The sequence below is a fragment of the Streptomyces sp. NBC_00096 genome (assembly GCF_045041305.1).
Lineage (GTDB): Bacteria > Actinomycetota > Actinomycetes > Streptomycetales > Streptomycetaceae > Streptomyces.
Window position 1 is genome coordinate 1,108,781 of sequence record NZ_CP108221.1, and the last position, 25,029, is coordinate 1,133,809.

23 protein-coding genes and 1 tRNA gene are annotated in these 25,029 nt (G+C 73.5%); 16 read left to right on the forward strand and 8 right to left on the reverse strand.

What is annotated here, in order from left to right; genetic code table 11:
* The first annotated feature begins 1 nt into the window (after position 1).
* Positions 2-1,867, forward strand: a complete 1,866-nt coding sequence (gene treZ, locus OG904_RS04805; RefSeq protein WP_405487703.1) for a malto-oligosyltrehalose trehalohydrolase — start codon at positions 2-4, stop codon at positions 1,865-1,867.
* A gap of 67 nt (positions 1,868-1,934) precedes the next feature.
* On the opposite strand, the gene OG904_RS04810 is transcribed toward treZ, so the two are convergent.
* On the reverse strand, positions 1,935-3,056 hold the full coding sequence (locus OG904_RS04810) for a M24 family metallopeptidase (protein WP_405487705.1): 1,122 nt from the start codon (positions 3,054-3,056) through the stop codon (positions 1,935-1,937).
* Positions 3,057-3,721: 665 nt separating this feature from the next.
* Between OG904_RS04810 and OG904_RS04815 the strand changes: the two genes are divergently transcribed.
* From OG904_RS04815 to OG904_RS04840, 6 genes are all read left to right on the forward strand, one after another.
* Positions 3,722-3,794, forward strand: a tRNA-His gene (locus tag OG904_RS04815).
* Between the two features lie 76 nt (positions 3,795-3,870).
* A complete protein-coding gene (locus tag OG904_RS04820; RefSeq protein WP_405487707.1) occupies positions 3,871-5,016 on the forward strand; it encodes a sensor histidine kinase in 1,146 nt (381 codons plus the stop codon).
* Positions 5,013-5,699: a response regulator gene (locus tag OG904_RS04825; RefSeq protein ID WP_405487709.1), complete on the forward strand. Its 687-nt coding sequence runs from the start codon at positions 5,013-5,015 to the stop codon at positions 5,697-5,699. The genes OG904_RS04820 and OG904_RS04825 overlap by 4 nt, the downstream gene beginning before the upstream one ends.
* A 16-nt stretch (positions 5,700-5,715) precedes the next feature.
* Positions 5,716-6,909 carry an alpha/beta hydrolase gene (locus tag OG904_RS04830; RefSeq protein ID WP_405487711.1) on the forward strand — a complete coding sequence of 398 codons (1,194 nt, stop codon included), beginning with the start codon at positions 5,716-5,718 and terminating at the stop codon, positions 6,907-6,909.
* A gap of 130 nt (positions 6,910-7,039) precedes the next feature.
* On the forward strand, positions 7,040-7,618 hold the full coding sequence (locus OG904_RS04835) for a TIGR00645 family protein (RefSeq protein ID WP_405487713.1): 579 nt from the start codon (positions 7,040-7,042) through the stop codon (positions 7,616-7,618).
* A gap of 238 nt (positions 7,619-7,856) precedes the next feature.
* Positions 7,857-8,072 (forward strand): DUF6243 family protein, encoded by a 216-nt coding sequence (locus OG904_RS04840; RefSeq protein WP_405487715.1) that lies wholly within the window; start codon positions 7,857-7,859, stop codon positions 8,070-8,072.
* 68 nt (positions 8,073-8,140) lie between these two features.
* On the opposite strand, the gene OG904_RS04845 is transcribed toward OG904_RS04840, so the two are convergent.
* From OG904_RS04845 to OG904_RS04870, 6 genes are all read right to left on the reverse strand, one after another.
* Positions 8,141-8,899 (reverse strand): alpha/beta fold hydrolase, encoded by a 759-nt coding sequence (locus tag OG904_RS04845; RefSeq protein WP_405487717.1) that lies wholly within the window; start codon positions 8,897-8,899, stop codon positions 8,141-8,143.
* Positions 8,900-9,060: 161 nt separating this feature from the next.
* Positions 9,061-11,121, reverse strand: a complete 2,061-nt coding sequence (locus tag OG904_RS04850; RefSeq protein ID WP_405487719.1) for a phosphocholine-specific phospholipase C — start codon at positions 11,119-11,121, stop codon at positions 9,061-9,063.
* A 228-nt stretch (positions 11,122-11,349) separates the two neighbouring features.
* Entirely contained in the window at positions 11,350-11,754 is a 405-nt protein-coding gene (gene msrB, locus OG904_RS04855) for a peptide-methionine (R)-S-oxide reductase MsrB (protein ID WP_405487721.1), read from the reverse strand.
* Positions 11,755-11,790: 36 nt separating this feature from the next.
* Positions 11,791-13,185, reverse strand: a complete 1,395-nt coding sequence (gene murC, locus OG904_RS04860; protein WP_405487723.1) for a UDP-N-acetylmuramate--L-alanine ligase — start codon at positions 13,183-13,185, stop codon at positions 11,791-11,793.
* 63 nt (positions 13,186-13,248) lie between these two features.
* The gene (locus OG904_RS04865) at positions 13,249-13,716 is read right to left on the reverse strand and encodes an indole-3-glycerol phosphate synthase (RefSeq protein WP_405487725.1); all 468 of its coding nucleotides are present in this window, start codon (positions 13,714-13,716) and stop codon (positions 13,249-13,251) included.
* A 145-nt stretch (positions 13,717-13,861) separates the two neighbouring features.
* Positions 13,862-14,716, reverse strand: coding sequence for a pyrimidine reductase family protein (locus OG904_RS04870; protein WP_405487727.1), 855 nt, complete (start codon positions 14,714-14,716; stop codon positions 13,862-13,864).
* A 36-nt stretch (positions 14,717-14,752) separates the two neighbouring features.
* Between OG904_RS04870 and zapE the strand changes: the two genes are divergently transcribed.
* The 5 genes from zapE (at position 14,753) to OG904_RS04895 (ending at position 20,450) form a co-directional block, all read left to right on the forward strand.
* A complete protein-coding gene (gene zapE, locus OG904_RS04875; protein ID WP_405487729.1) occupies positions 14,753-15,865 on the forward strand; it encodes a cell division protein ZapE in 1,113 nt (370 codons plus the stop codon).
* Positions 15,866-15,928: 63 nt separating this feature from the next.
* Positions 15,929-16,354: an OsmC family peroxiredoxin gene (locus tag OG904_RS04880; protein WP_405497769.1), complete on the forward strand. Its 426-nt coding sequence runs from the start codon at positions 15,929-15,931 to the stop codon at positions 16,352-16,354.
* Positions 16,355-16,545: 191 nt separating this feature from the next.
* Positions 16,546-17,973, forward strand: coding sequence for an alkaline phosphatase PhoX (locus OG904_RS04885; protein ID WP_405487731.1), 1,428 nt, complete (start codon positions 16,546-16,548; stop codon positions 17,971-17,973).
* A 580-nt stretch (positions 17,974-18,553) separates the two neighbouring features.
* The gene (locus OG904_RS04890; RefSeq protein WP_405497771.1) at positions 18,554-19,456 is read left to right on the forward strand and encodes a polyphosphate kinase 2 family protein; all 903 of its coding nucleotides are present in this window, start codon (positions 18,554-18,556) and stop codon (positions 19,454-19,456) included.
* Between the two features lie 70 nt (positions 19,457-19,526).
* Positions 19,527-20,450, forward strand: coding sequence for a polysaccharide deacetylase family protein (locus OG904_RS04895; protein WP_405487733.1), 924 nt, complete (start codon positions 19,527-19,529; stop codon positions 20,448-20,450).
* An 8-nt stretch (positions 20,451-20,458) separates the two neighbouring features.
* On the opposite strand, the gene OG904_RS04900 is transcribed toward OG904_RS04895, so the two are convergent.
* On the reverse strand, positions 20,459-20,659 hold the full coding sequence (locus OG904_RS04900; protein WP_405487735.1) for a hypothetical protein: 201 nt from the start codon (positions 20,657-20,659) through the stop codon (positions 20,459-20,461).
* Positions 20,660-20,768: 109 nt separating this feature from the next.
* Here OG904_RS04900 and OG904_RS04905 point away from each other — a divergent pair, with 109 nt between their 5' ends.
* The 4 genes from OG904_RS04905 (at position 20,769) to OG904_RS04920 (ending at position 25,025) form a co-directional block, all read left to right on the forward strand.
* Entirely contained in the window at positions 20,769-21,524 is a 756-nt protein-coding gene (locus tag OG904_RS04905; protein ID WP_405487737.1) for an aminoacyl-tRNA hydrolase, read from the forward strand.
* Positions 21,525-21,663: 139 nt separating this feature from the next.
* On the forward strand, positions 21,664-23,121 hold the full coding sequence (locus tag OG904_RS04910) for a DUF692 domain-containing protein (protein ID WP_405487739.1): 1,458 nt from the start codon (positions 21,664-21,666) through the stop codon (positions 23,119-23,121).
* A complete protein-coding gene (locus tag OG904_RS04915) occupies positions 23,118-24,155 on the forward strand; it encodes a TIGR04222 domain-containing membrane protein (RefSeq protein WP_405487741.1) in 1,038 nt (345 codons plus the stop codon). The genes OG904_RS04910 and OG904_RS04915 overlap by 4 nt, the downstream gene beginning before the upstream one ends.
* A gap of 84 nt (positions 24,156-24,239) precedes the next feature.
* Positions 24,240-25,025, forward strand: a complete 786-nt coding sequence (locus tag OG904_RS04920; protein WP_405487743.1) for a TIGR04222 domain-containing membrane protein — start codon at positions 24,240-24,242, stop codon at positions 25,023-25,025.
* Positions 25,026-25,029: the final 4 nt, after the last annotated feature.

Consider the following 25,029-nt stretch of genomic DNA (forward strand, 5'->3'; position numbering starts at 1 on the left):
CGTGCAGTTCGAGGTGTGGGCACCGCTGACAGGCCGGGTCGCGCTGCGGCTCGACGGGGCCGCGTACGGGATGACGCCGGATCCGGAGCGGCCGGGCTGGTGGGTCGCCGAGGCCCCGGCGGCCGACGGCTCCCGGTACGGGTTCCAGCTGGGCGGCGGCCCGGACGGCCCCGGGAGCGGTCCGCTGCCCGACGGCCCGGACGGTCCCGGTGGCGGCCCCGGTGGCGGTCCGCCGGGCCCCGTACGCCCGGACGGTCCCGGGGCCGATCCGCTGGGCCCCGTACGCCCGGACCCGCGCGGGCGGCGCCTGCCCGACGGGCCCGACGGGCTCTCCGCGGTGGTGGACCTCGCCGCCCTCACCCCCGGGGAGCCGGCCCCCTCCCCCCGGGTCCCGCTCCAGGACGCCGTCCTGTACGAGCTGCACATCGGCACCTTCACCCCCGAGGGCACCTTCGACGCGGCCGCCGCCCGCCTCGGCCACCTGACCGTCCTCGGCATCACCCACGTCGAGCTGATGCCGGTCTGCTCCTTCCCCGGGCGGCACGGCTGGGGGTACGACGGGGTCGCCCCCTGGTCCGTGCACGAGCCGTACGGGGGCCCGGCCGGGCTGGCCCGGTTCGTGGAGGCCGCGCACGCCGCCGGACTGGGCGTGGTGCTCGACGTGGTCCACAACCACCTCGGCCCCTCCGGCAACCACCTCCCCGCCTTCGGCCCGTACTTCACCGACACCCACCACACCCCCTGGGGCGCGGCGGTGAACCTGGACGCGCCGGGCTCCGACGAGGTGCGCGCGTACCTCCTGGGCAGCGCCCTGGCCTGGCTGCGCGACTACCGGATCGACGGGCTGCGGCTGGACGCGGTCCACGCGCTCGCCGACGACCGGGCGCTGACCTTCCTGGAGGAGCTGTCCGCGGCGGTGGACGAGCTGGCCGCCGAGAGCGGCCGGCCGCTGTTCCTGATCGCCGAGTCCGACCGGTGCGATCCGCGCACGACGACCCCCCGCGGCGCCGGGGGCACCGGCCTGCACGCGCAGTGGAACGACGACTTCCACCACGCCCTGCACTGCGCGCTGACCGGCGAATCCCAGGCGTACTACGCGGACTTCGCCGAGGCTCCGCTCGGCGCCCTCGCCAAGACCATGACCCGGGCGTTCTTCCACGACGGGACCTGGTCCTCCTTCCGGGGCCGCCACCACGGCCGTCCGGTGGACCGCGCCCGCACCCCGGCGCACCGCTTCCTCGGCTACACCCAGACCCACGACCAGATCGGCAACCGGGCCCTGGGCGACCGGCTCGCGGCCTCCCTCTCCCCGGGGCTGCTGGCGTGCGCGGCGACGATGGCGCTGACCGGTCCGTTCGTGCCGATGCTGTTCATGGGCGAGGAGTGGGGCGCGGGCACGCCGTGGCAGTACTTCACCGACCATCCCGACCCGGTACTCGCCGAGGCCGTACGGGCGGGCCGGCGGCGGGAGTTCGCGGAGCACGGCTGGAAGGCGGAGGAGATCCCCGACCCCCAGGACCCGGCCACCCGGGACCGCTCCCGGCTCGACTGGGCGGAGCCGGAAGGGGAACCCCACGCCCGGCTGCTCGACTGGTACCGGACCCTGATCGGGCTCCGGCGCACCCATTCCGATCTGCGCGATCCCGATCTGGCGGCGCTGCGGACCGCCCACGACGAGGAGCGCCGCTGGCTGACGTTCCGCCGGGGTGACGTCCGCGTGGTGGTGAACCTCTCCGCGGAGGCGGTGACCGTGGCCCTCGGCCGCAACGGGGTCCGGGTGCTGGCCGCCTGGCTCCCCGTCGCCCCTCCGGACGCCGACGGGCGGGTCCACGTACCGGCCGAATCGGCGGCGGTCCTGGGCCCGTGAACGCCGCGGCCACCGCCCCCGCCCCCGCCCGCCGGGGACCGGACCCCGACGGGCAGGGGCCGGGACCCTATTCGACGATCGCCAGCTCCCGCGAGGCGTTGTTGAAGCTGCGGCAGCCGCTGTCGGTGACCGTGATGATGTCCTCGATGCGGACGCCGAACCGCCCGGGGAGGTAGATGCCCGGCTCCACGGAGAAGCACATGCCGGGGACGAGGGGCTGCTCCTCGCCCTCGACCATGTACGGCGGCTCGTGCGTGGTGACTCCGATGCCGTGGCCCGTGCGGTGGATGAACCGCTCGCCGTAGCCGAATTCGGTGATCACCGCGCGGGCCGCCCGGTCCACGTCCTGGCAGGCGGCTCCCGGCCGGGCCGCCGCCACGCCCGCCAGCTGTGCCTCGCGGACGATGTCGTGGACGCGCTGCTCCTCCTCCGTGGGCTCGCCGACGTGGACGGTGCGGGAGATGTCCGAGCCGTAGCCGTGCTTGAGGCCGCCGAAGTCGAGCACCACCATGTCCCCGCGCTCGATGACCCGGTCGCCGGCCTCGTGGTGCGGGTTGGCGCCGTTGGGGCCGGAGCCGACGACGGTGAAGTCGACCTGGGAGTGGCCGTGCACGCGCAGCAGCGCGGCCAGGTCGGCGGCGACGTCGCTCTCCCGGCGGCCCGCGAAGGGGACGTGCAGGATCTGCTCGTACGCGGCGTCCGCGGCCTCGCCGGCCGCCGCGAGCCGGGCCAGCTCGCGCTCGTCCTTGACCGCGCGCAGCATCGGCAGCGCGTGGGTCAGCGAGACGTACGAGGTCGCCGGCAACTCCCGCTGCAGGCCGAGCAGGTGCAGCGCCCAGGTGTTGTCGCTGACCCCGAAGCGGCCGGTCACGTCCAGCAGCGGGGAGGTGGCGGTGTACGGGTTCTTCCCGTCGGCCCAGTCCCGCAGCGTGAGCGCGCCCGCGCCGGGGGACTTCGCCGCGTCGGGGGCTTCCAGCGCGGGGACGACGAGGACGGGGTCCTGCCCGGCGGCGAGCACGAGCAGGGTCAGCCGCTCGGTGTCGACGGGACGGTATCCGGTGAGGTGGGCCAGGTCGGGCCCGGGGGCGATCAGCAGGCCCGCCAGGCCCGCATCGGCGGCGGACCGCGCGGCGGCGGCCATCCGGGCGGCGTAGTCGGCGGCCGTGAAGGGATCGGAGTCGTGGTCCATACGCGGATCCTCCCGCGCCCCCGCCCCGGGCGACACCGGCCGCGCCGGTCGAGTCCGCCCGCCGGGATGGCGTCGGGCCTGTCGGGCCCTTCCGGACGAGGACAGAAGGGCCAGATCAGGGGGTCGTCGAATTCACGAAGGGGCCGGGATCGTTCCTGGCCAACCCGGCGGTTCTCGCCGGCGCCGCAGGGCTCATCGCCCAGTTCGCGATGCAGCAGACGATGGACGAGATAACCGACTATCTCGCCACGATCGACGAGAAGCTCGACGACGTGTGCTCGAACTCGACCGGGTGCTGGACTCCTCTCCGGAGGAGCTGGACGGGCACCGCCTCGGACTGATGGCTGCCCGGCAGCGGCGGCGAGGGACAGGGCGCTCGAGACGGGCGCGAAGGGGGTCGGTGCCGCCCGAAGCCTCGGCAGGGAGACCCTGGACCGGGCCGGCTCGGCGCGGGCCAAGCTCTCCAGCGGCATCGCCGAGCGAGCCCGCCGCCTGCGCGGGGACGGGGAGGAACGCCCCGAGAAGGGCTGACCGAGCACCAGCCGTCAGCCGCGCGGGCCCGCCGTCGCCGTTTCCGGCGGCGGGCGATAAGGCGTCGCGGGAGCACCCCGCTGATCAGCTATGCTGTGCTTGCACATCGAACGGGTGGTCCGCCGCCCTTCGTGGTGGGTGTAGCTCAGTTGGTAGAGCACCTGGTTGTGGTCCAGGTGGCCGCGGGTTCAAGTCCCGTCACTCACCCTGCTTGTCCCGTGGGGGGTACGAGGTTTTCCTCGTACCCCCCACGGGCTTTTCCCGACCCCGTCCGCAGAGGGCCATGCGTAGAGAGAGATTCCCCGCGCTGCTGCTGGCAGCGGGCTGCGGGCTCGTCTGGGCCCTCGACTGGATCACCGTGGAGCGGCCGCGGGCCTGGGCCGTCCTCGTCTGCGGCGCCGCCGTCGGCGCGATCGCCCTGCTCCCCGCCCGCGCGCTCCGCCTGCCCCTGGACGGCCGCGCGCTGCTCGCCGCCCCGCTCTCGCTCGCCGTCACCGGCTGGATGCTGCTGCCGGACCGGGGCACCGGCGGCAGCTGGGGGCTCCTGGAGTCCGCCGCGCTGCTGGTGCTGCTGGCCCGGTGCGCCCGGTACACCGACCCGCGCCGGGTGGTGCCACTGGGCCTGCTGCTGTGGGCCGCCGCGGCGGCCGCCCCGCTGCGGATGCCGAGCGACGCGGCCGCCGAGACCGCCGCCTTCGCGCTGACCCTGGCCGCCGCGGCGGCGGCCGGTTTCGGCGGCTACCTGCGGATCCTCGACGAACGCCGGGCCCGCGCCGTCGCGGCCGTACGGGAGCACGAGCGGCACGAACTCGCCCGCGACCTGCACGACTTCGTGGCCCACCACGTCACCGGGATCGTCGTCCAGGCGCAGGCCGCCCAGGCCATCCGGGAGCACGCGCCCGAGCGGCTCGATCCGCTGCTGCGCTCCATCGAGCGGGCCGGAGGCGAGACACTGGACTCCATGCGGCGCCTGGTCCGCGTACTGCGGGAGCAGGACTCGGGGCCGGTGCGGCCGCAGGACCTGCTGGCGGAGCTGGGCCTGCTGGCCGCGGGCCGGCCGGGGGCCGTGCTGGAGCTGGCGGACCCGGTGCGGCGGGTACGGCTGGCTCCCGAGGTGGAGACCTCGGTGCACCGGCTGGTCCAGGAGGCGCTGACCAATGTGACGCGGCACGCTCCGGGCGCACGGTCCACCCGGGTGAGGCTGACCACCGACGGAGTACACCTGACGGTGGAGGTCACCAACTCCCCCGGGGCCGCCCGGCGCGGCCACGCCCCGCCCGGCGGTCGCGGGGGCCTCGGCCTGATCGGGCTGCGCGAACGGGCCCTGGCGGTGGACGGCCGGCTCACCGCCGGCCCGCTGCCGGACGGCGGCTGGCGGGTGACCGGGGTCTTCCCGCTGCTGGACGGCCTGGCAGGATCAAAGGCATGAAAAGCGACATCCGGGTCCTGATCGCCGACGACCAGGAGATGGTCCGCACCGGCTTCGCCCTGATCCTGGACGCCCAGCCGGGCATCGAGGTGGTCGGCGAGGCCGGCGACGGCGCGCAGTGCGTGGAGCTGGCCCGGCGGCTGCGCCCCGACGTGTGCCTGGTCGACGTACGGATGCCCAGACTGGACGGGCTGGAGGTGACCCGGCTGCTGGCCGGCCCCGGGGTGGCCGATCCGCTGCGGGTGGTGATCGTGACCACCTTCGACCAGGACGACTACCTCTACGGTGCGCTGCGCGGCGGCGCCAGCGGCTTCCTGCTCAAGGACGCCGGGCCCGTCCTGCTGGTGGAGGCGGTGCGCGCGGCCGCGCGCGGGGACGCGCTCGTCTCCCCGGCGGTGACCCTGCGGCTGCTGGAGCGGCTCGGTGAGCATCCCGCGGCGGCGCCGGGTGCCGGGCCCGGCGGGCTGCCGGTGTCGGAGCGCGAGCTGGACGTCGTACGGCTGGTCGCGCGGGGGCTGACCAACCAGGAGATCGCCGACGGGCTGTTCATCTCGTTGTCCACGGTCAAGACGCACCTGGTCTCGGTGCAGTCCAAGCTGGGGCTGCGCAACCGGGTGGAGATCGCCGCCTGGGCCTGGGAGAACCGCGCGGTGGCCGCGGCCCCGCGCGGTCCGGTCGGCTGATCCGGGCCCGGCGGCCGTGTCCCCCGCGCTCAGCCTGGCGCAGGAGTTCCCCCTCGGGCCCGTGCTCCCCCCGGCGCAGGCCCCGCCCCTCGCGCTGACCCTCGCCCTCGACGGCGTCCCGGTGCTGCTGCTCGTGGCGGCCGCGGTGTTCGGGGCCACGGTGTGGCTGTGGCCCCGGCTGGCCGGGCCCGGGGTGCGTCCGGTGCTGGGCCGGGCCGGGCTCCAGCTGGCGATCGCCCTGACGGCGCTGGCGCCGCTGCTGCTCGCGGTGAACTCCTCGTACGGCTTCTACGGCTCCTGGCGCGACCTGCTGTCCCTGCGCCGCGAGGACCCGGTGGCGGTGGCCGCGGACGGCCCGGGGCAGGGGGCCCTGCTGGTGCGGGGCACGCACTCGTGGCGGCACGTCGGTTCCGACGACCCGGCGGTGATCGGCCGGATCGAGGCGGTCACCGTGCGCGGGTCGCGCAGCGGGCTGTCGGGGCAGGCGTACGTGTACCTGCCTCCGCAGTACGTGCACGCGACGCCCGGGCGGCGCGCGGAGTTCCCGGTGGTGCTGGCGCTGAGCGGGTTCCCCAGTACGCCGGGGGTGCTGCTCGACCGGCTGCGGTATCCGCAGCTGGCCCTGGACGCGGTCCGGGCGGGCAGGATGCGGCCGGCGGTGCTGGTGCTGATGACTCCTACGGTGGCGCCGCCCCGGGACACGCAGTGCGCGGACGTGCCGGACGGGCCGCGGACGGAGACCTTCTTCGCGCGGGACCTGCGGGCGGCGGTGTCCTCGTACTACGGCCTCACCGAGGATCCCCGGGGGTGGGGTGTGATGGGAAATTCGGTGGGCGGGTACTGCGCGCTGAAGCTGGCCCTGCGCGAGCCGGACGCGTACCGGGCGGCGGCCGGGCTGTCGGCCTCGTACGCGGCGGCGAAGGACGCGGACACCGGCGAGCTGTTCGGCGGCGACGCGGGCCGCAGGCGGGAGAACGACCTGCTGTGGCGGCTGCGGAACCTGTCCCAGCCGCCCGTGTCCCTGCTGGTGACGAGCAGCCGCAAGGGCGAGCACCAGTACCCGGCGACGCTGGAGTTCATCGAGGCGGTACGGCCGCCCGCGCGGGTTTCCTCGATCGTCCTGGGGAGCGGCGGGCACAACTACGAGACCTGGGCGCGCGAGGTGCCGGCGGCGCTGGAGTGGCTGGTGGGGCGGCTGAGTCCGCCCTGAGGCGGAGCCGGGAGCTCGTCCGAAAGATGGAGCCGGCGCAGGACTTCCGTACCTCCGGCCGAGGTCTTGCGGCCCCGGTCCGGGGAGCCTGGAGTGGTTCCGTGACCCGACCTGCCGACGAGAGCCGAGCATGACGACCGCGCCCCCCGCACCCCCCGTACGCCCCCTCGCGTCCGCGCCCGCCGCGGCTCCCCCGCCGGTGACCGTCGGGCACCGCATCGGCGCGGTGATGTTCCTGAGCCGCTGGCTCCAGCTGCCGCTGTACCTGGGTCTGATCGTGGCGCAGATGGTCTACGTGTGGGTCTTCCTCAAGGACGTCGCGCACCTGGTGGGCGACATCGGCTCGCTCACCGAGACCAAGACCATGCTGATGGTCCTGGGCCTGGTGGACGTGGTGATGGTCGCCAACCTGCTGCTGATGGTGATCGTCGGCGGCTATGAGACCTTCGTCGCACGGGTCGACCTCAAGGACCACCCCGACGAACCGGAGTGGCTCAGCCACGTCAACGCGAACGTGCTGAAGGTCAAGCTGGCCACGGCCATCATCGGCATCTCCTCGATCCACCTCCTGAAGTCCTTCATCGAGATCTCCGGCGAGACGTGGACGTGGCAGCAGACGATGTGGCAGGTGATCGTGCACGTCGCCTTCATCGTGTCGGCGATCGCCCTGGCCCTGATCGACCGGCTGCTGCCGAAGTCGCACGGCTGAAGGCGGTCCCGGAGGGAAACGGCCGCCCCGGACGCCCGCCGGGGGCCCGGCCGGCGCCGGGGCGGCGCAAGGGGTGGTGTCCGGGGCCGACGGGACCGGGTAACGTCTTTGTCATGTTCTTCCAGGCGCCGATTTACGAGTGAGAGCGTGATGGGCCCCTGCTGACGTCCTCCGACGTCGCCGCCCGTCCCTCACCGATGAATCCGCAGATCACTTCACATCATTACCGGGAGAACCCGTGACCGTGAGCAAGAACATCAACAACCCCGTGGGCATGGGCGGCGGCCAGCGCAAGAGGCTGTCCCGCGCCGAACGCGCGAACAACGGTCCGCACCGCAACCTCGACCGCCAGGGTGCGGCCGACCAGAAGGCGGAGCTGGTGCGCAAGATGCGCGAGAAGGCGGGCGCGGCCGAGGGCGCCGGACAGACGGGCGACGACGCCGCGCAGAGCTGACGCACGGCCCGCGGGGTCAGCCGGCGGAGTCAGCCCGCCGGGTCGGCCCGCCGGGTCGGCCCGCGGGGTCAGTCGGCGGACAGGAAGGCCTCCAGCTCGGTGGCGAAGGCCACCGGGCTCTCGTGCGGGGCGTAGTGGCCGGCGCCGGGCAGCGGGTGGATGCGGCAGTTCGGGTACCAGACCTGCCAGGTGGCCCGCATGACCTCGGCGGTGAGCGCGAGGTCGTACTCGCCGACGAGGACCAGCACCGGGACGGTGCTGCCCTTCACGGCGGCGGACAGGTCGAGCGGCTGCCAGCTGGCGAGGTACCCGGCGAAGGCCTCCGGCCGGGACACGGCCAGGGAGTGCTCGACCATCCGGTCCAGCCAGTACGGGCTCGCGCGGCGCCCGGTCACGATGTCGAGGATGGCGCGCCGGTTCTCCGCACTGGCGGCGGCCCCGTAGAAGAGCTCGTGGGTGGCGTCGTCCATCTCGTACGGGGCGGCGGGGACCGGGTTGATCCCGATCAGCTTCTCGACCCGCTCGGGGGCGCGGACGAGGACCTGCTGCATGGCCTTGCCGCCCATGGAGTGGCCGAGCAGGGAGAAGGTGTCCCAGCCGAGCTCGTCGGCGAGCGTCAGGACGTCGTCCGCGATCTCCGCGACGGTGTAGCGGCCGGCGACGTCCCTGCGGTCGCCGTAGCCGCGGTAGTCGGGGAAGGCGTAGGAGTAACGGCGCGGGTCCAGGTACTCCAGCACGGAGCCCCAGTTGGCCGAGGTGCCGAACCAGTCGTGCAGCACGATGACGCGGACGGGGCCGGTGCCGATCCTGCGGTGGGCGATGGCCATGCGTTCTCCCTCGGTGACGGGGCTGAATGGACTGCCGCCGTACCTTCTGCCCACCACCCCTACGATCACACCGCGAAGCCCGGCCGGACCCGGTCGGGCTTCGCGGTGTGATCCGCGCCCGCGGGACCGACGCGCGCGTCGGTCCCGCGGGCGGGCACACCTCAGACGGTCGTGATCGCCGGGTCCGAGACTCCGGTCGCGCCCGTCTCCACATGGCCGGCGAAGCGGCGCAGGAAGGTGGTGTCGGCGTCGGAGACGACCTTGACGTCGTACCAGCGGGCCGTGGTGGACAGGGGCACCGTGTGCGCGACCGTGCCGCCCGCCGCGACGCGCAGGACCTGGGCCGCGCCGCCGTAGGCGTTGGTGACTGTCAGGTTGACGGCCGCCGTACCGGAGTTGGTCAGGGACAGGACCAGGTCGCCGGTGGCACCGTCGTGGCGGGCCGTGACCTCGGGACCGGCCTTCTTCGCCGGGCCCTTCCAGGTGCGCAGGAAGCCGTTCGGGCCCCAGACCGTCAGGTTGATCTGGTTGCCGGTGGAGCTGCTGGTGCTCCAGGTGTCCGACAGGGTCTTGCCCGCCTCGACCGTGTAGGGCCACGGGCCGTCCGTACGGTTGCCCGAGGTGCTGTGGAAGTGGGCGCCGAGGGAGGGACCCGAGGAGAAGGTCAGGGTGAACTTGGCGGTGGAGACGGTGGCCTTGCCGTCCACGTACGGGGCGTAGCCCAGCGCGCGGGTCGGCTTGGCACCGGCCTCCTGCTTGGGCAGGGTGCCGGTGGCCGGCGGGACCGGGTGGTAGGACGGGTGGGTGTTGTGGTCCGCCGGGACGTACGCGGCCGTGGACGGCAGGACCGCCTTGGACGCGTCGGCCTTGGTGAAGTCGAAGGCCGAGGTCAGGTCACCGCACACCGCGCGGCGCCACGGCGAGATGTTGGGCTCCTGCACGCCGAACCGCTTCTCCATGAAGCGGATCACCGAGGTGTGGTCGAAGGTCTCGGAGCAGACGTAACCGCCCTTGCTCCACGGCGAGACCACGATCATCGGGACGCGCGGGCCGAGCCCGTACGGACCGGCCGTGTAGCTCGCGTTGCCCGCGAACAGGTCCTTCGTGACGTCGGCGGTCGACAGGCCCCACGCCGCGGAGGTGGGCGGGTACGGCGGCACGACGTGGTCGAAGAAGCCGTCGTTCTCGTCGTAGGTGATGAAGAAGGCCGTCTTCGCCCACACGTCGGGGTTGGCGGTCAGCGCGTCGAGCACCTGCGAGATGTACCAGGCCCCGAAGTTCGTGGGCCAGTTCGGGTGCTCGCTGAACGCCTCCGGCGCCGCGATCCAGGAGATCTGCGGCAGGGTGCCGCCCACCACGTCCGCGCGCAGCTTGTCGAAGTAGCCCTCGCCCGCCTTGGCGTTGGTGCCCGTACGGGCCTTCTCGTACAGGGCGCTGCCCGGCTGGGCGTTGCGGTAGCTGTTGAAGTACAGCAGGGAGTTGTCCCCGTAGTTGCCGCGGAAGGCGTCGCTGATCCAGCCCCAGCCGCCGGCCGCGTTCAGGCCGTCGCCGACGTCCTGGTAGACCTTCCACGACACCCCGGCCGTCTCCAGGCGCTCGGGGTAGGTCTTCCAGCCGTAGCCGGCCTCCTGGTTGCCGAGGACCGGGCCGCCGCCGGTACCGTCGTTGCCCGTGTGACCCGACCACAGGTAGTAGCGGTTGGGGTCGGTGGCTCCGATGAAGGAGCAGTGGTAGGCGTCGCAGACCGTGAAGGCGTCGGCGAGCGCGTAGTGGAACGGGATGTCGTTCCGCGTCATGTACGACATGGTGGTGGCGGTCTTGGCCGGCACCCACTTGTCGTACTTGCCGTTGTTGTACGCCTGGTGGCCGCCGGCCCAGTCGTGGTTCAGGCCCTCGACGAACTGCATGCCGAGGTCGTTGACCTGCGGGTTGAAGGGGAGGATGTCCTTCGTCCCGTTGGACTGGTAGAAGACCGGCTTGCCGTTGTCCTGCAGGACCGGCCGCGGATCGCCGAAGCCCCGTACGCCCTTCATGGAGCCGAAGTACTGGTCGAAGGACCGGTTCTCCTGCATGAGGACGACGATGTGCTCGATGTCCTGGATGGTTCCGGTGCTGCCCTGCGCCGGGATGGCGGCGGCGCGGGCGATGCTCTCGTTCAGCATCGCGACGGCGGCGGTGCCGCCGGCGATCTGCAGGAACCTGCGGCGGTTCAGTTCTGCCATGGCGTGACGACCTCTGCTGGTGAGACGGTGCGGGGGGTGTCGAGGGGCGCCCCAAGAACAGCGGCCCCGGGGTACCGGTCGGCATTGCTTTCGTGACAGTGGGCCGTACACCTGGAGAACGGAAGCCCTCGTCAGCCGGTTCATGCCCCACGGGCCGCTTCCGCGGGCCTCGAACGCACCGGGCCCGCACCCAGGTGTGGGTGCGGGCCCGGTCAGGAGGCGGTCCGGTCAGGTGGCGGGGGTCAGGCGCAGGGAGATGCTGTTGATGCAGTAGCGCTGGTCCGTGGGGGTCGGGTAGCCCTCGCCCTCGAAGACGTGGCCCAGGTGGGAGCCGCACTTCGCGCAGAGCACCTCGGTGCGGACCATGCCGTGGGCGACGTCCGCCTTCAGCTCGACCGCGTCGGAGTCCTTCGGGTCGTAGAAGGACGGCCAGCCGCAGTGCGACTCGAACTTCTCCGTGGAGCGGAACAGCTCGGAGCCGCAGCCGCGACAGGAGTAGACGCCCTCCGTCTTGGTGTCCGTGTACTCACCGCGGAAGGCGGGCTCGGTCCCGGCGAGGCGCAGCACCTGGTACTCGGACGGGGTCAGCTCCGCCTGCCACTGCTCGTCCGTCTTCTCTACCTCGTACGACATGACTACTCTCCCGCTTTCCCGCTCTTCCCAGAGCCGTCAGTTCGACAGACGGGCCAGGATGGCCGGCCCCAGGTCCGTGACATCGCCCGCACCCATGGTGAGAACGAGATCGCCGGGCTTGGCCATTCCCGCGATGACGTCCGCGACGGCCCCCTTGTCGTGCTCGGGGGTGACGTCGGCGCCGGCCGCCCGGGCGGCCGCGATGATGATCTCGCTGGTGACCCCGGGGACCGGGTCCTCGCGGGCGGGGTAGATGTCCAGGACCACGGAGGCGTCGGCGAGGGCCAGGGCCCGGCCCATCTCCGTGCCGAGTTCCTGGGTGCGGGAGAAGAGGTGCGGCTGGAAGACGACCAGGATCCGGGAGTCCCCGGCGGCGCCGCGGATGGCCTCCAGGTCGGCGGTCATCTCGGTGGGGTGGTGCGCGTAGGAGTCGATGACCTGGACCCCGGACGCCTCTCCCTTGAGCTGGAGGCGGCGCTTGACCCCGGTGTACTTGCCGAGCGCGGAGGCCAGGTTGTGCGCCGGGATGCCGAGTGCGACACCGGCGGCGAGGGCCGCGACGGCGTTGTGCGCGTAGTGGCGGCCGGGGACCGAGACGGTGAAGGTGAGCATCCGGCCGTCGATGACGACGGTGACCTCGCTGGTCAGCCCGCGCGGGGTGATCTTCGTGATCCGGACGTCGGCCCCGGGCTCCTCGCCGTACGTGACCACGTTCAGCCCGTCGTTGCCGCGGACCCGGCCGGCGATCTCCGCGGCCCCGGCCTGGCCGTGGGCGATGACCAGGGTGCCGCCGTCGGGGACCTTGCCGACGAAGGTCTCGAAGGACTCGTAGATCTCGTCCATCGACGCGTAGTTCGCGTGGTGGTCGAGCTCGGCGTTGAGGATGATCGCGACCTGCGGCGTGTACTTGTGGAAGCTGCGGTCGCTCTCGTCGGCCTCGGCGACGAAGATGTCGCCCTCGCCGTGGTGGGCGTTGGAGCCGGGGGCGTCCAGGTCGCCGCCGATGGCGTACGAGGGGTCCAGGCCCAGCGCCGAGAGGGAGACGGCCAGCATCGAGGTGGTGGTGGTCTTGCCGTGGGTGCCGGCGACGGCGATCGGCCGCAGGCCGTCCATCAGCCCGGCCAGGGCGTCGGAGCGGTGCACGACGGGGATGCCGAGCTCGGCGGCGCGGGCCAGCTCCGGGTTGTCGGCGCGGATGGCGCTGGAGACGACCACGCAGGTCGCGTCGTCGGCGAGGTGGCCGGCGGCGTGCCCGATGTGGACCGTGGCGCCGTGGGCGCGCAGCGCCTGGGCGGTCTCGGAGTCACGGGAGTCGCTGCCGGCCACCTGCGCGCCGCGCTGCGCGAGGATCTTCGCGATGCCGGACATGCCGGCGCCGCCGATGCCGATGAAGTGGGGCCGTTCCATGGCGGTCGGCAGGCCGGGCTTCATTCAGGTAGCTCCAGGATCGAGGGCGTGCGGGCGGCCGGACGCGGAGGTCCGGCCGCCTCCACCCTATTCCTTGTGGGCGAAGAGCTTGAGCACCGGAACGCCGACCTTGTGGCGCGCCCGGGAGGCCCAGTCCCGGTGGAAGAACTCCTCGACGTAGTGCGGGGCGGTCAGCACGATCACCTCGTCGGCGCCGGTCTCCTCCACCACCGCCTTGAGCTTGTCGAGCGGGTGGTCCTCGATGATCTGCCCGACGGCCTTGGCGCCCTTGGCGCGCAGGGAGGCGAGGGAGTGTTCGAGGGCCGTTTCGGCGGGGCCCCGGGCGGCGTCGCCCTCCGGCTCGTCACCCTCGTGGATGGCCTCGGGAAGCTCACCGAGCGCTACGTCGTCGATGGCGCGCAGCAGGCGGTCCCGGTCGCCCCGGGGCTGCATCAGGACGACGAAGGAGACCGGCTCGTCTCCGTGGAGGGTGGTGACGAAGTCCACGTCGACCGGGGTCAGCGGCTGCTCGATCATCAATACGCTCGTGAACACGGACGCCCTCTCCTTCGTGGGCCGAGGCCGTAGGCCGGCCCCTGCGGAAACCATCCTGCCCCGCTGTCGCACGGGGCCTACGCCGTATACCTGCCCACTTATGTGCCCAGCGGAAGCTAAGCGGAACTACAAATTCCGCCTCTCTTCAGATCCGACGGTAACGCGTGAAGAGAAACCCGGCCTCTTCCAGTACGCAGGCCGGCGCGAGCCGGTGCGGAACCGTGACGGAAGGCCCCCCGGAGATCCGCTGGGCGTCACCCGCCGTGAGCACCGGCGAGATCGTCAGGCACAGCTCGTCCAGCGCGTCGGCGGCCACGAACTGGCCCAGCAGCCGGGGCCCGCCCTCTGTGAGCTGGCGGCGCAGCCCCCGGTCCGCGAGCTCCCGTACGATGCGGGCCGGGTCCACGCCCGCCCCGTCGCCGGCCACCACGACCTCGACCCCCGCCCGGACGGCCTCGGCGACGCGGTCCGCGGGCGCGGCGGCCCCGGTGAGCACCAGGGTCGGCGCCAGCGGGGAGGTGAACAGCGGAGTCGAGAAGTCCAGGTTCAGGCTCGCCGTGACCACGGCGATGACCGCGGCGGGTCCCTGACCTGCCGCGCTACGACGGGCAGCGAAGGCGTCCCGGGCCCGCGCGGGGCCGTAACCCTCCTGGCGAACCGTTTCCGCACCGACGACCACCACATCGGCCAGCGCCCTCAGGGTGCCGAAGATCCGCATGTCGGTCTCGCCCGAGATGGGCTGCGAACGGCCGTCGTGCTGGCCCGCGCCGTCCAGGGTGGACACCATGTTGGCGCGCAGCCAGTGGCCGTCCGGGCCGAGCGGGGGGTACGCGTACGCATCGGCGAGCTCGTCCAGCGACCACTCGCGGTCGCTCTGGTCGATCTGGTCGGTCGGGGCGGTCCGGTCGGCCGGGACCGTCTGGTCGAGGCGGTCGGCCGGGTCGGTCGGGGCGGTCCGGTCTGCTGATGTCTGATCGGTCACAGGGAACAGGCGTCGCATCGGTGCAGTGTGCCACGCCCCGTAGAGTGAAGAGCTGTGTCGACCTCACTCTCGCCCTCAGCGTCAGCCTCCGGGCGACCCCCGATAGCCGACGCGGGACCGCAGTCCCTCTGCGCCCGCGAGCCGCGGGTGCCCGCCGAACGGCTCGTGGCCGAGATGGTGCCGCCGCCCCGCTTCGACTCGGTGCGCTTCGACACCTACGACCCGGACCCGGACCAGCCGAGCCAGTCCGAGGCCGTCACCGTCCTCGCCGGCTTCGCCGCGGGTCTGGGCGGGGCGCACGCCAGCGGCTCCGGCAAGCGGCGGTGGTTCGCGAGGACCCCGGGGAACACGGCCGGCTCCACCGCTCCGCGCGGGGTCTACCTCGACGGCGGCTACGGCGTCGGCAAGACCCACCTCCTCGCCTCCCTCTGGCACGCCACCCCGGCCGAGCCCGCGCTCAAGGCCTTCGGCACCTTCGTGGAGCTGACCAACCTGGTCGGCGCGCTCGGCTTCCAGCAGACCGTGCAGACCCTCGGCGGACACCGCCTCCTGTGCATCGACGAGTTCGAGCTCGACGACCCGGGCGACACCGTCCTCGTCTCCTCCCTGCTCAGCCGCCTGGTCGAGCAGGGCGTGGCGCTGGCCGCCACCTCCAACACCCTGCCCGGCAAGCTCGGCGAGGGCCGCTTCGCCGCCGCCGACTTCCTGCGGGAGATCCAGGGGCTGTCCGCGCACTTCCGGCCGCTGCGCATCGACGGCCAGGACTACCGCCACCGCGGCCTGCCCGAAGCCCCCTCGCCGTTCTCGGAGGAGGAGGTCACCAAGGCCGCGTACGCCACCGAGGGCGCGAGCCTCGACGACTTCCCCGCCCTCCTGGAGCACCTCGCCCGGGTCCACCCCAGCCGCTACGGGGCCCTGACCGACGGCGTGGCGGCCGTCTGCCTCACCGACGTCGGCGCGGTCCCGGACCAGTCGACGGCGCTGCGCCTGGTGGTCCTCGCGGACCGCCTCTACGACCGCGAGATACCGGTCCTGGCGTCGGGCCTCCCCTTCGACAGGCTCTTCAGTGAAGAAATGCTGAACGGCGGCTACCGCAAGAAGTACTTCCGGGCCATCTCACGGCTCACCGCACTGGCGCGCGACGCGAAGCCCCTGGTGTCCCAGTAGGTTTGGGAACGCCGGGCCGTCTCCACGGCCCGGCCGTACCCACCTTCCATGAAGGGATCCACCATGGCCACCAAGCGTTCCTCCCACACCGTCTGGAAAGGCGACCTGCTCCACGGTACGGGCGTCGTCTCCCTCGATTCCTCGGGCCAGGGCTCGTTCGACGTCTCCTGGCCCTCGCGCGCCGAGGCCGCGAACGGGAAGACCAGCCCGGAAGAGCTGATCGCCGCCGCGCACTCCAGCTGCTACTCGATGGCCCTCTCGCACGGCCTGGCCGGCGCCGGCACCCCGCCCACCCGGGTGGAGACCAAGGCCGAGGTGACCTTCCAGCCCGGTGAGGGCATCACCGGCATCCACCTGACCGTGGCTGCGGAGGTCCCGGGCCTGGACGAGGATGGCTTCACCGCGGCCGCCGAGGACGCCAAGAAGAACTGCCCGGTCAGCCAGGCCCTGACGGGTACGACCATCACCCTGACGGCCACCCTGCTCTGATCCCCGCCGGGCCCCGCGCGGTCGGCTCCGGCCGCACCGCGCCGGGGCCGGGGCCGCACCGGGCAACTGCGCCCGGCGGTGGGGGCGTACGCCCGTCAGGGGGTACCCGGCGGCGCGGCGGGCGGGGCCGGACCGGCCCGCGTGGTACCACGGCCCGGTCGTATGTACCGCCCCACCGCCGGGAGTTGCCGATGCCGTCGACGCCAGCGATGCCGCCGGTGTCCCTGAGCCGCCGCAGTCTGCTCGCCGCCGGGTCGGTCGCCTTCACCGGAGCACTCGGCGCGCTCTTCGCCGGAGCCGGACCGGGGGCGGGCGCGGTGCCGGGCTCAATGCCGGGCTCGCTGCCGGGCGCCGGAGCCGCCGCACCGGGCGCCACCCGGGGCTACGGACCGCTCGTGGCCGACCCCGCCGGGCTGCTCGACCTGCCCGCCGGGTTCACGTACCGGGTGCTCTCGCGCGCCGGCGAGCCGCTCCGTTCCGGCGAGGGCGCCGTCCCGGCCAACTGCGACGGCATGGCCGCCTTCGGCGCCGGGAAGGGCCGCGTCCGGCTGGTCCGCAACCACGAGAACCGGACCACCGCGGCCCTGCGCGTGCCTCCCGTCGAGGGGCTCACGTACGACCCGTACGCCCTCGGCGGCTGCACCCTCCTCGGCCTCGACGCCACCGGCCGGGTCACCTCCGAGCGCGTCGCCCTGGCCGGTACCGCCGTCAACTGTGCGGGCGGGCGTACCCCTTGGAACACCTGGCTGTCCTGCGAGGAGACCGAGGACCGGGCGGGCACCGCCGGTTACGCCCGCGACCACGGCTACGTCTTCGAGGTCGACCCCGCCGACCCGCTGCGCTCCGGTGCGGTCCCGCTCACCGCGATGGGCCGCTTCGCGCACGAGGCCGTCGCCGTGGACCCGTACCGCGGCGTGGTCTACGAGACCGAGGACGCCTTCGTCGAACCCTTCGGGCTCTTCTACCGGTTCCTGCCCGCCCGCCCCCTCGGCGGCCCCGGCTCGCTGCGCGCCGGCGGCGCGCTGGAGGCGCTGCGGGTGCCCGGGCTGGCGAACCTGGCGGTGGTGGACGAGCCGGGTGCCGAGTTCCCGGCGGAGTGGGTCCCCGTGCCGGACCCGTCCGCGTCCGGCACCCCGATCCGGCTCCAGGACTTCGGCCCCGGCGGGATCACCCACGCGCAGAAGCTGGAGGGCTGTTACTGGGGAGGCGGCGGCGTCCACTTCGTCTCCAGCTACTCCCGCACCCGCGAGGGCTCCCCCGCCGACCACCACGGCCAGGTGTGGTTCTACGACCCGCTGCGCGCCCGGCTCCGGCTGGACGTGCTGTTCGGCCCGGCCACCGACCCCCGGCTGCCCGGCGACTCCCCCGACAACATCTGCCTGGCCCCCGACGGCGGCCTGATGGTGTGCGAGGACGGCGGCGGCGCGCAGTACGTCTTCGGCGTGACCCGGGGCGGGGAGGTGTACCCGATGGCCCGCAACGCCGACGACATCGGCGGACCGGGGGCGCCGGAGTGGGGCGAGTTCGCCGGGGTCACGTTCTCGCCGGACGCCCGGACGATGTACGTGAACGCGTACGCGCCCGGGACCACCTTCGCGGTGACGGGCCCGTGGCACTGACCTTCGGCCCCCACCCTTCTACCTCCGCCTGCCTCCTTACGGCCCGTCCCCGCTGGTCTTTCGTCACCTCGCGATCCCACCCGATGTGTTGGAAAATCGTAGGGACCCGACGGGATTGAGGTAGGTAGCGGTGGCCAAGAAGGACAGCAGGACCCCGGACGAGGTCTCCGAGCCGGACGGCCCCTCGAAGTCGGCGAAGACGGCGAAGCCCGGGAAGGCCACCGAGCCCGGGAAGCCCGCCAAGGCCGACAAGCCGGGGAAGGCCACGAAGCCCGCCAAGGCGGGGAAGGCCGCCAAGCCCCGGAAGGCCACCGAGGCCGCGAAGCCGGGGAAGCCCGCCAAGGCGGAGGAGCCCGCCGAGGGGGACAAGACGGCCGAGGCCGGGAAGGGCTCCAAGCCGGCCAAGGGGGAGAAGGCGGAGAAGGCCCTCAAGCCCGCCAAGGCCGAGTCGGCGAAGCCCGCCGGGTCGGCGAAGCCCGCCAAGGCGGACAAGCCCGACAAGGCCGCCTCCGCCGCCGAGCCCGGGAGCAAGGCCGGCGCCGAGGCCAAGCCGAAGTCCAAGCCCCTCTCCCTGCGCGAGCTGCTCCGGATCTCCGCCGAGACCCCGAAGGCACCCAAGGGGGCCCGCAAGGGCCGCGGGCACGACGCTCCCCTGAGCCCCCTCCTGCGCGTCCCCTCCGGCGGGCGCGTCGACCTCGGAGCCCTGCACCCCGGCGCCACCCCGGCCGGGCCCACCGACAAGGCGGCCGGCGTGGCGGCCACCGCCCAGATGGCCGAACAGCTCGCCTCCCTCCAGGAGCGGCTCTACGCCGCCAGCACCGCCGGGGACCGCCGCCGCGTGCTGCTCGTCCTGCAGGGCATGGACACCAGCGGCAAGGGCGGCACGGTCAAGCACGTGATCGGCCTGTTCAACCCCTCGGGCTGCCGGATCAAGGCCTTCAAGGCCCCCACGCCCGAGGAGCAGAACCACCCCTTCCTCTGGCGCATCATGAAGGCGCTCCCGCAGCCGGGCGAGATCGGCATCTTCGACCGCTCGCACTACGAGGACGTCCTCATCGCCCGCGTCCGCGACCTGGTGCCGCGCAGTCAGCTGGGCCGCCGCTACGCGCAGATCAACCGGTTCGAGAAGTCCCTCGCCGACGACGGCGTGACCGTGGTGAAGGTCTTCCTCCACATCAGCTACGAGGAGCAGCGCAAGCGGCTCCTGGAGCGGCTCGACAACCCGGACAAGCACTGGAAGTTCAACCCGGGCGACATCGAGGAGCGGGCTGCGTGGCCCGCGTACCAGCAGGCCTACGAACTGGCCCTGGAGCGCTGCTCCACGGATGCCGCGCCCTGGTACGTGGTGCCCTCGGACCGCAAGTGGTACCGCAACTGGGCCATCAGCAAACTGTTGCTGGAGCACCTGGAGGGCATCGCTCCGCAGTATCCGGCGGCCGGCTTCGACCTGGCGGAGTGCCGCGCCCGGCTGCTCAAGACCTGAGGCCCGGCGCAACCCTCCCGCGTGCGCGCCGCGAACATCCGATCGCCACATGGTCATATATTTTGCGACCGTGACCATTTCTGTGCGCAAGGTGGCGGCCGCAGCCGCTCTCGGTGCGGCCCTCGGCAGCGTCCTCGTGGGGTGCGGAGCCGGCGGCGGCACTCCGGAGGCCGGCGGCCGGGCCCGTCTGGGGGCCTCAGCGGACCCCACCGCTCCGCCCTCCGCGTCCGCGTCCCCGCGGACGAGCCCCCAGAGCAGCCGGCCGGGGACCCCGCCGACCATGGCTCCCGGCAAGGCCCCGACCATGGCGCCCGGCCCGAACGGTCTTACCCCGGTCTTCGAGCGGGCGAAGCAGCACACCGACAAGACGGTGGCGCTGACCTTCGACGCCGACATGACCTCCGACCAGGGGCCGCGCGCGGCCGGTGGCGAGCACTTCGACAACCCGCAGCTGATCTCCACGCTGCGCACCCTCAAGGTGCCCTCGACGATCTTCATGACGGGCCGCTGGGCCGAGCAGTACCCGGACCAGGCGAAGGCCGTGGGCAGCGATCCGAACTTCGAGATCGCGAACCACTCGTACAGCCACCACGCCTTCAAGTCCCCCTGCTACGGACTGCCCACCCTCGACGAGGCGGCCGCCCGCGCCGACGTGGACCGGGCCTTCGAGGCCTTCCGCAAGGCGGGCGCCGTCAACACCGTCCCGTACTTCCGCTTCCCCGGCGGCTGCTACGACGACCAGGCGCTGCGGGCCATCTCCACGGCCAAGGTCACGGCCGTGCAGTGGGACGTGGTCAGCGGGGACGCGTTCGCGAAGGATCCCGACGCGGTGGCCGAACAGGTCCTGTCCGGGGTGAAGCCCGGCTCGGTCGTGGTCATGCACTGCACGCGCAGCGCCGCCCCGGTCACCGAGGAGGCCGTCCGGAAGATCGTTCCGGAGCTGCGCAAGCGCGGCTACCGCTTCGTGAAGGTCTCCGAACTCATCGGGAAGTAGCCCGGGGCTCAGCCGGAGCAGGCCGTGCGCTGCGCGTCCTGCCACTCGCACACGGGGCACAGCACGATGCCCGGTGTCGCGACCCCGTACTCGGTGGGCTCGCCGCACTCCACGCAGTCGGCGTAGGGCGGCCCGGCCACCCGTCCGGCGGGGGCGGCGGGGGCGGCGCAGTACGGGGAGTCGGGCGCGCTCTGCTCCATCTGGTCCATGCGTACGAGCCTACTCACCCCGGTCGATGCGCGGCGGCCGCCTCGGTGCTCACCCGGCCGGGACCCCTGCGACATCATCCGCAAGGCGGAGGCTGGCAGACTTGGCCGGATGAGCACCGAGGACACGCGCCACGACACCCGGGTACCCGCCGTCGGGGCGGACAGCCCCTTCCGGCAGGAGCGGATCGCCCGCGACGATGCACCGCAGTTCGTGCTGCCGCTGGTGGTGCGGATCGAGAAGGACGCGCCGCCGGCCCGGACCGACGCCCTGGAGACGGCCGCGCGCGCGGTGCTCGTCCTGCTGACCGACGAGCGGTCGGCCGGCGAGGGCGAGTGGGCCGGGGCGGTCCGGGACTGGCAGGACGCGCGGATCCGCAAGGTGGTGCGCAGGGCGCGCGGCGCGGAGTGGCGCAAGGCCGGTGCCCTGCCGGGGCTCACGGTGCACGGTGCCGCGTCGGAGGTACGGGTCTTCCCGCCGGTCCCGCTCGACGGCTGGCCCAAGGAACTCGCCAAGCTCCAGGTGTCCGGCACCGACCTCGACGACCCGGAACCGGCCGCACCCGCGCCGGCCGGGCTTCCGGTGCTCTGGCTCAACCCGGACCTGGACATGTCGGCCGGCAAGGCGATGGCCCAGGCGGGGCACGCGGCGCAGCTGGCGTGGTGGGAGCTGACCGGCGCCGAGCGCGCCGCGTGGCAGGACTCCGGCTTCCGGCTGGCGGTGCGGACGGCCCCGCGCGAGCGCTGGGCGGAACTGTCCGGGAGCGGGCTGCCGGTGGTACGGGACGCGGGGTTCACGGAGATCGCGCCGGGGTCGTGCACGGTGGTCTCGGACCATCCGGCGCTGCGGGGGCGGCTCCGGGGCTAGGCCGTCTCTTTCGGATCTTGTCGGCCGGGCCCGGCCCGGGAACCTCAAATGTTGCTCTGAACGTCCCCCTTGGCGGTTGGCTCGACTCCGTCGGGGTCATGACATCGGCACACGGACCGATGAGAGGGGGCGAGGGGACATGAAGCCCATGGCACACCTGGGGGTGGGCATCGGCTGGCGGCCGGAGATCGCGCGGGCGGTGGAGGCCCTCCCGGGCTTGGACTGGGTCGAGGTGGTGGCGGAGAACATCTGCCCCGGCCACCTTCCCGAGTCCCTGCTGCGGCTGCTCGAACGCGGGGTCCGCGTGGTGCCGCACGGGGTCTCGCTCGGCCTCGGCGGCGCCGACCGGCCGGACCCGGCGAAGCTGGCCGCGCTCGGGGAGCGCGCGGTGGCGCTGGGGGCTCCGCTGGTCACCGAGCACATCGCCTTCGTACGGACCTCCTCGGTGGCGCCGGGCCCGGCGCTCGAAGCCGGGCACCTGCTGCCCGTGGCGCGGACCCGGGACGCGCTGGACGTGCTCTGCGAGAACGTGCGGATCGCGCAGGACGCGCTGCCCGTGCCGCTCGCGCTGGAGAACATCGCCGCGCTGCTGTCCTGGCCCGGGGAGGAGCTCACCGAGGGGCAGTTCCTGACCGAGCTGGTGGAGCGGACCGGGGTGCGGCTGCTGATCGACGTGGCCAACCTGCACACCAACCGGGTCAACCGGGGGGAGGACCCGGCCGCCGTGCTGGACGGGATCCCGCTGGAGGCGCTGGCGTACGTGCACGTCGCCGGGGGCGTGGAGCGGGGTGGGGTGTGGCACGACACGCACGCGCATCCCGTACCGCGGGTCGTCCTGGACGTGCTGGCGGAGCTCCGGGCCCGGGTGGAGCCGGCCGGGGTGTTGCTGGAGCGGGACGACGACTTTCCGCCGGAGGGCGAGCTGGCGGGGGAACTGGACGCGATCCGGGGGGTGCTGGGCGGCCCTGCGGGGGCTGTCCCCTACCCGCCCTTCCACCGTTCCCCGGGCGCTGCCCGGACCCGCGCCTCAAACGCCGGCGAGGCTGGAATCGGCTCTGCCCCGACCAGCGCCTCAAACGCCGGCGGGGCCGGACCGGACTCTGCCCCGACCAGCGCCCCGGACGCCGGTGGGGCTGGGCCGGACTCTGCCTCGACCCGTGACTCGAACGCCGGTGGGGCCGGGTTGGACTCCGTGCGGACCCGGGTCGGGCTCGGGCAGGCCGCGTTGTTGTCGGCGCTGGTGGCCGGGACCCCCGTGCCCGAGGGGTTCGACCGGCAGCGGGTGCGGATCCAGGCGCGGGCGCTCTCGGCCAAGCGGGCCGGGGTCGTGGCCCGGCTGGCGCCCGAGCTGCCCGGGATCCTGGGCGGGCAGGACGCGTACCGGGAGGCGTTCCTCAGCTATGCCCGGCACCGGCCCATGGCCGCCGGATACCAGCGCGACGCGCTGGACTTCGCCGAGCACCTGCTGATCCGGGACCTGCCCGCCGACCCCGCCGCACGGCGCCGGCTCACCCTCTGGTGGCAGGACCGGGCCGGGGCCCGGCCGCCGCGCCGGGCCGTGCGCTGGGCCCGCGCCCTGGTGGGGAGAGCGGCGTGAACCTCTTCGACTTCATCGCCGTGGCCGTCTGGATCGGCGTCATCACCTCCGGCGTCGTCCTGCTGCGCGGTGTGCGCCGCTCGCGTCCTTCCACCCTCGGCCCGGCTCCGCGCCTGCACGACCTGTCCGAGGCCGCGTTCATGGCGGGCGGTCCCGGCGCGGTCGTCGACGCGGCGCTCGTCTCCCTGCTCTGTGACGGCCGGATGGTGGTCGGCGGGCCCGGCATCGTCCAGCTGCGCCCCGGCGTGCGGGCCGGCGACTTCGCCGAGCGGGCCGTACTGCGGGCCCACGAGGGCGCTCCGTCCGGATGGCTCTACCAGATCCGCTACGCCGCCATGCGTGACCCGGCCGTCCAGGAGACGGGCGACGCCCTGGCCGACCGCGGGCTGATCGCCACGCCCGGAGGCCGCCGGCGGTGGCCGCGCCACGGGCTGGTCCAGGCGCTGGTGTGCGGGATGCTGCTGGTGCTGTCCCTGCCGCTGACCTTCGTCGCCTACGTACTGGAACGCGGGTCCGGCTCGTTCCACGTGCCGTTCATCGCCGAGGTCTTTCCCGTTCTGCTGGGCGGAATCGTCATGGGCGCCATCGGTGCCGCCCGCGCCGGCCGGCGGATCACCCCGGCGGGGGCCGCGGCGCTGCGCGACATCCGCGCCCACTACCGGGCCGACCAGAGCCCGTACGTCCAGACCTCCCTGTTCGGACTGGCCGGACTGCGGGACCCCTATCTGCGCGAGCAGCTGGTCCCGGCGGCCCGCGGTACCCGGCTGGCGGCGGCCCAGTCCCGTCCGCATTCCAGTACCTCGGACTCGTCCTGGGCCTCCGGGGCCGAGGCGATCCCGGTCGTCTGGTGCGCGGGTGCCGACGGCGGCGGGTCGGGCGGATCGAGCTGCGGGTCCGGATCGAGCTGCGGCTCCTCCCCGGGGTCCGGCTGCGGGTCCTCCGGGAGCAGTTGCGGGGGCGGCGGATCGAGCTGTTCCAGCAGTAGTTCGAGTTGTGGCAGTTCGTCCAGTTCCAGTTGTGGCAGCAGCTCCTGACCATCCATCACGGACCCGTCACGAGCTGCTCACACCTCGGCAGATCCCTATGCCCGGTGGTTCCACATCTTGTAGAAAGCGGGAATGTTCTGGGTCCTGTTCCTCCTCCTGGCCTGGGCGGGGGTGCTGATCGCGTCCGCGCGCCTGCTGAGAGCCGCCGGTGAGACCGCGGAGCCCGTCGCCGGGCCCGCCGCCGCGCCGCACCACGACGGGCTGAGCCTGTACGAGGCCGCGTACCTCGCCGGCGGCCCGCAGCGGGTGGCCGAGCTGACCCTGCTGTCGATGCAGCGCGAGCGGCGGCTGCTGCTCGCGCACACCGGCTGGGCCACCGTGCTCGACCCGGTCGGGCGCGATCCGCACGAGCGGTCCGTACTCGGCGCGTTCGGGCCGGACGGGCAGGAAGAGGTGCTGGCCATACGGTCGGCCGTGGAACGGGATCCGGCCGTACGGGACCTCGCGGACCGGCTGGGCGAAGCGGGTCTCGCGCTGGGCCAGGGGTCCGTACGGGAGATCGGCGAGGGCATCCGGTCGGTCCGGCGGGCCACGCTCCTGGTCCTCGGCATGACGGTGGCGGCCCTGTGCGTACCGGCGCCGGGGACCACGACGACGATGATCCTGTGCTGGTTCGCCCTGCCGCTGATCCTGTGCGCGGGCTGCCTGGCCATCGCCCGCGTCGAGGGGCACGCGCACTCGACCTGGGCCTCCCCCGCCGGGCGGAGACTGCTCGTGGAGCTGGGGCGGGAGCGGGGCGGGCAGGGGTCGCTCACGGCGGTGGCGCTGCGGGGGCTCCGCGCGGTCACCGATCCCGAGGTGCGGGCGGCGCTCGCCTGCGGCAATCGGGGTCGGATTCCGCGGCAACGGGGGTATTGAGCGC

Bases quoted from the DNA above. Each gene is read 5' to 3' on its own strand.
- OG904_RS04825 (WP_405487709.1), top strand. From the start codon at position 5,013: ATGAAAAGCGACATCCGGGTCCTGATCGCCGACGACCAGGAGATGGTC.
- OG904_RS04850 (WP_405487719.1), bottom strand. From the start codon at position 11,121: ATGGCAGAACTGAACCGCCGCAGGTTCCTGCAGATCGCCGGCGGCACC.
- OG904_RS04910 (WP_405487739.1), top strand. From the start codon at position 21,664: ATGAAGCCCATGGCACACCTGGGGGTGGGCATCGGCTGGCGGCCGGAG.
- OG904_RS04880 (WP_405497769.1), top strand. From the start codon at position 15,929: ATGGCCACCAAGCGTTCCTCCCACACCGTCTGGAAAGGCGACCTGCTC.
- OG904_RS04920 (WP_405487743.1), top strand. From the start codon at position 24,240: ATGTTCTGGGTCCTGTTCCTCCTCCTGGCCTGGGCGGGGGTGCTGATC.
- OG904_RS04900 (WP_405487735.1), bottom strand. From the start codon at position 20,659: ATGGACCAGATGGAGCAGAGCGCGCCCGACTCCCCGTACTGCGCCGCC.
- murC (WP_405487723.1), bottom strand. From the start codon at position 13,185: ATGAAGCCCGGCCTGCCGACCGCCATGGAACGGCCCCACTTCATCGGC.
- msrB (WP_405487721.1), bottom strand. From the start codon at position 11,754: ATGTCGTACGAGGTAGAGAAGACGGACGAGCAGTGGCAGGCGGAGCTG.
- OG904_RS04810 (WP_405487705.1), bottom strand. From the start codon at position 3,056: ATGGACCACGACTCCGATCCCTTCACGGCCGCCGACTACGCCGCCCGG.
- OG904_RS04870 (WP_405487727.1), bottom strand. From the start codon at position 14,716: ATGCGACGCCTGTTCCCTGTGACCGATCAGACATCAGCAGACCGGACC.
- OG904_RS04835 (WP_405487713.1), top strand. From the start codon at position 7,040: ATGACGACCGCGCCCCCCGCACCCCCCGTACGCCCCCTCGCGTCCGCG.
- OG904_RS04820 (WP_405487707.1), top strand. From the start codon at position 3,871: ATGCGTAGAGAGAGATTCCCCGCGCTGCTGCTGGCAGCGGGCTGCGGG.
- OG904_RS04905 (WP_405487737.1), top strand. From the start codon at position 20,769: ATGAGCACCGAGGACACGCGCCACGACACCCGGGTACCCGCCGTCGGG.
- OG904_RS04845 (WP_405487717.1), bottom strand. From the start codon at position 8,899: ATGGCCATCGCCCACCGCAGGATCGGCACCGGCCCCGTCCGCGTCATC.
- OG904_RS04885 (WP_405487731.1), top strand. From the start codon at position 16,546: ATGCCGTCGACGCCAGCGATGCCGCCGGTGTCCCTGAGCCGCCGCAGT.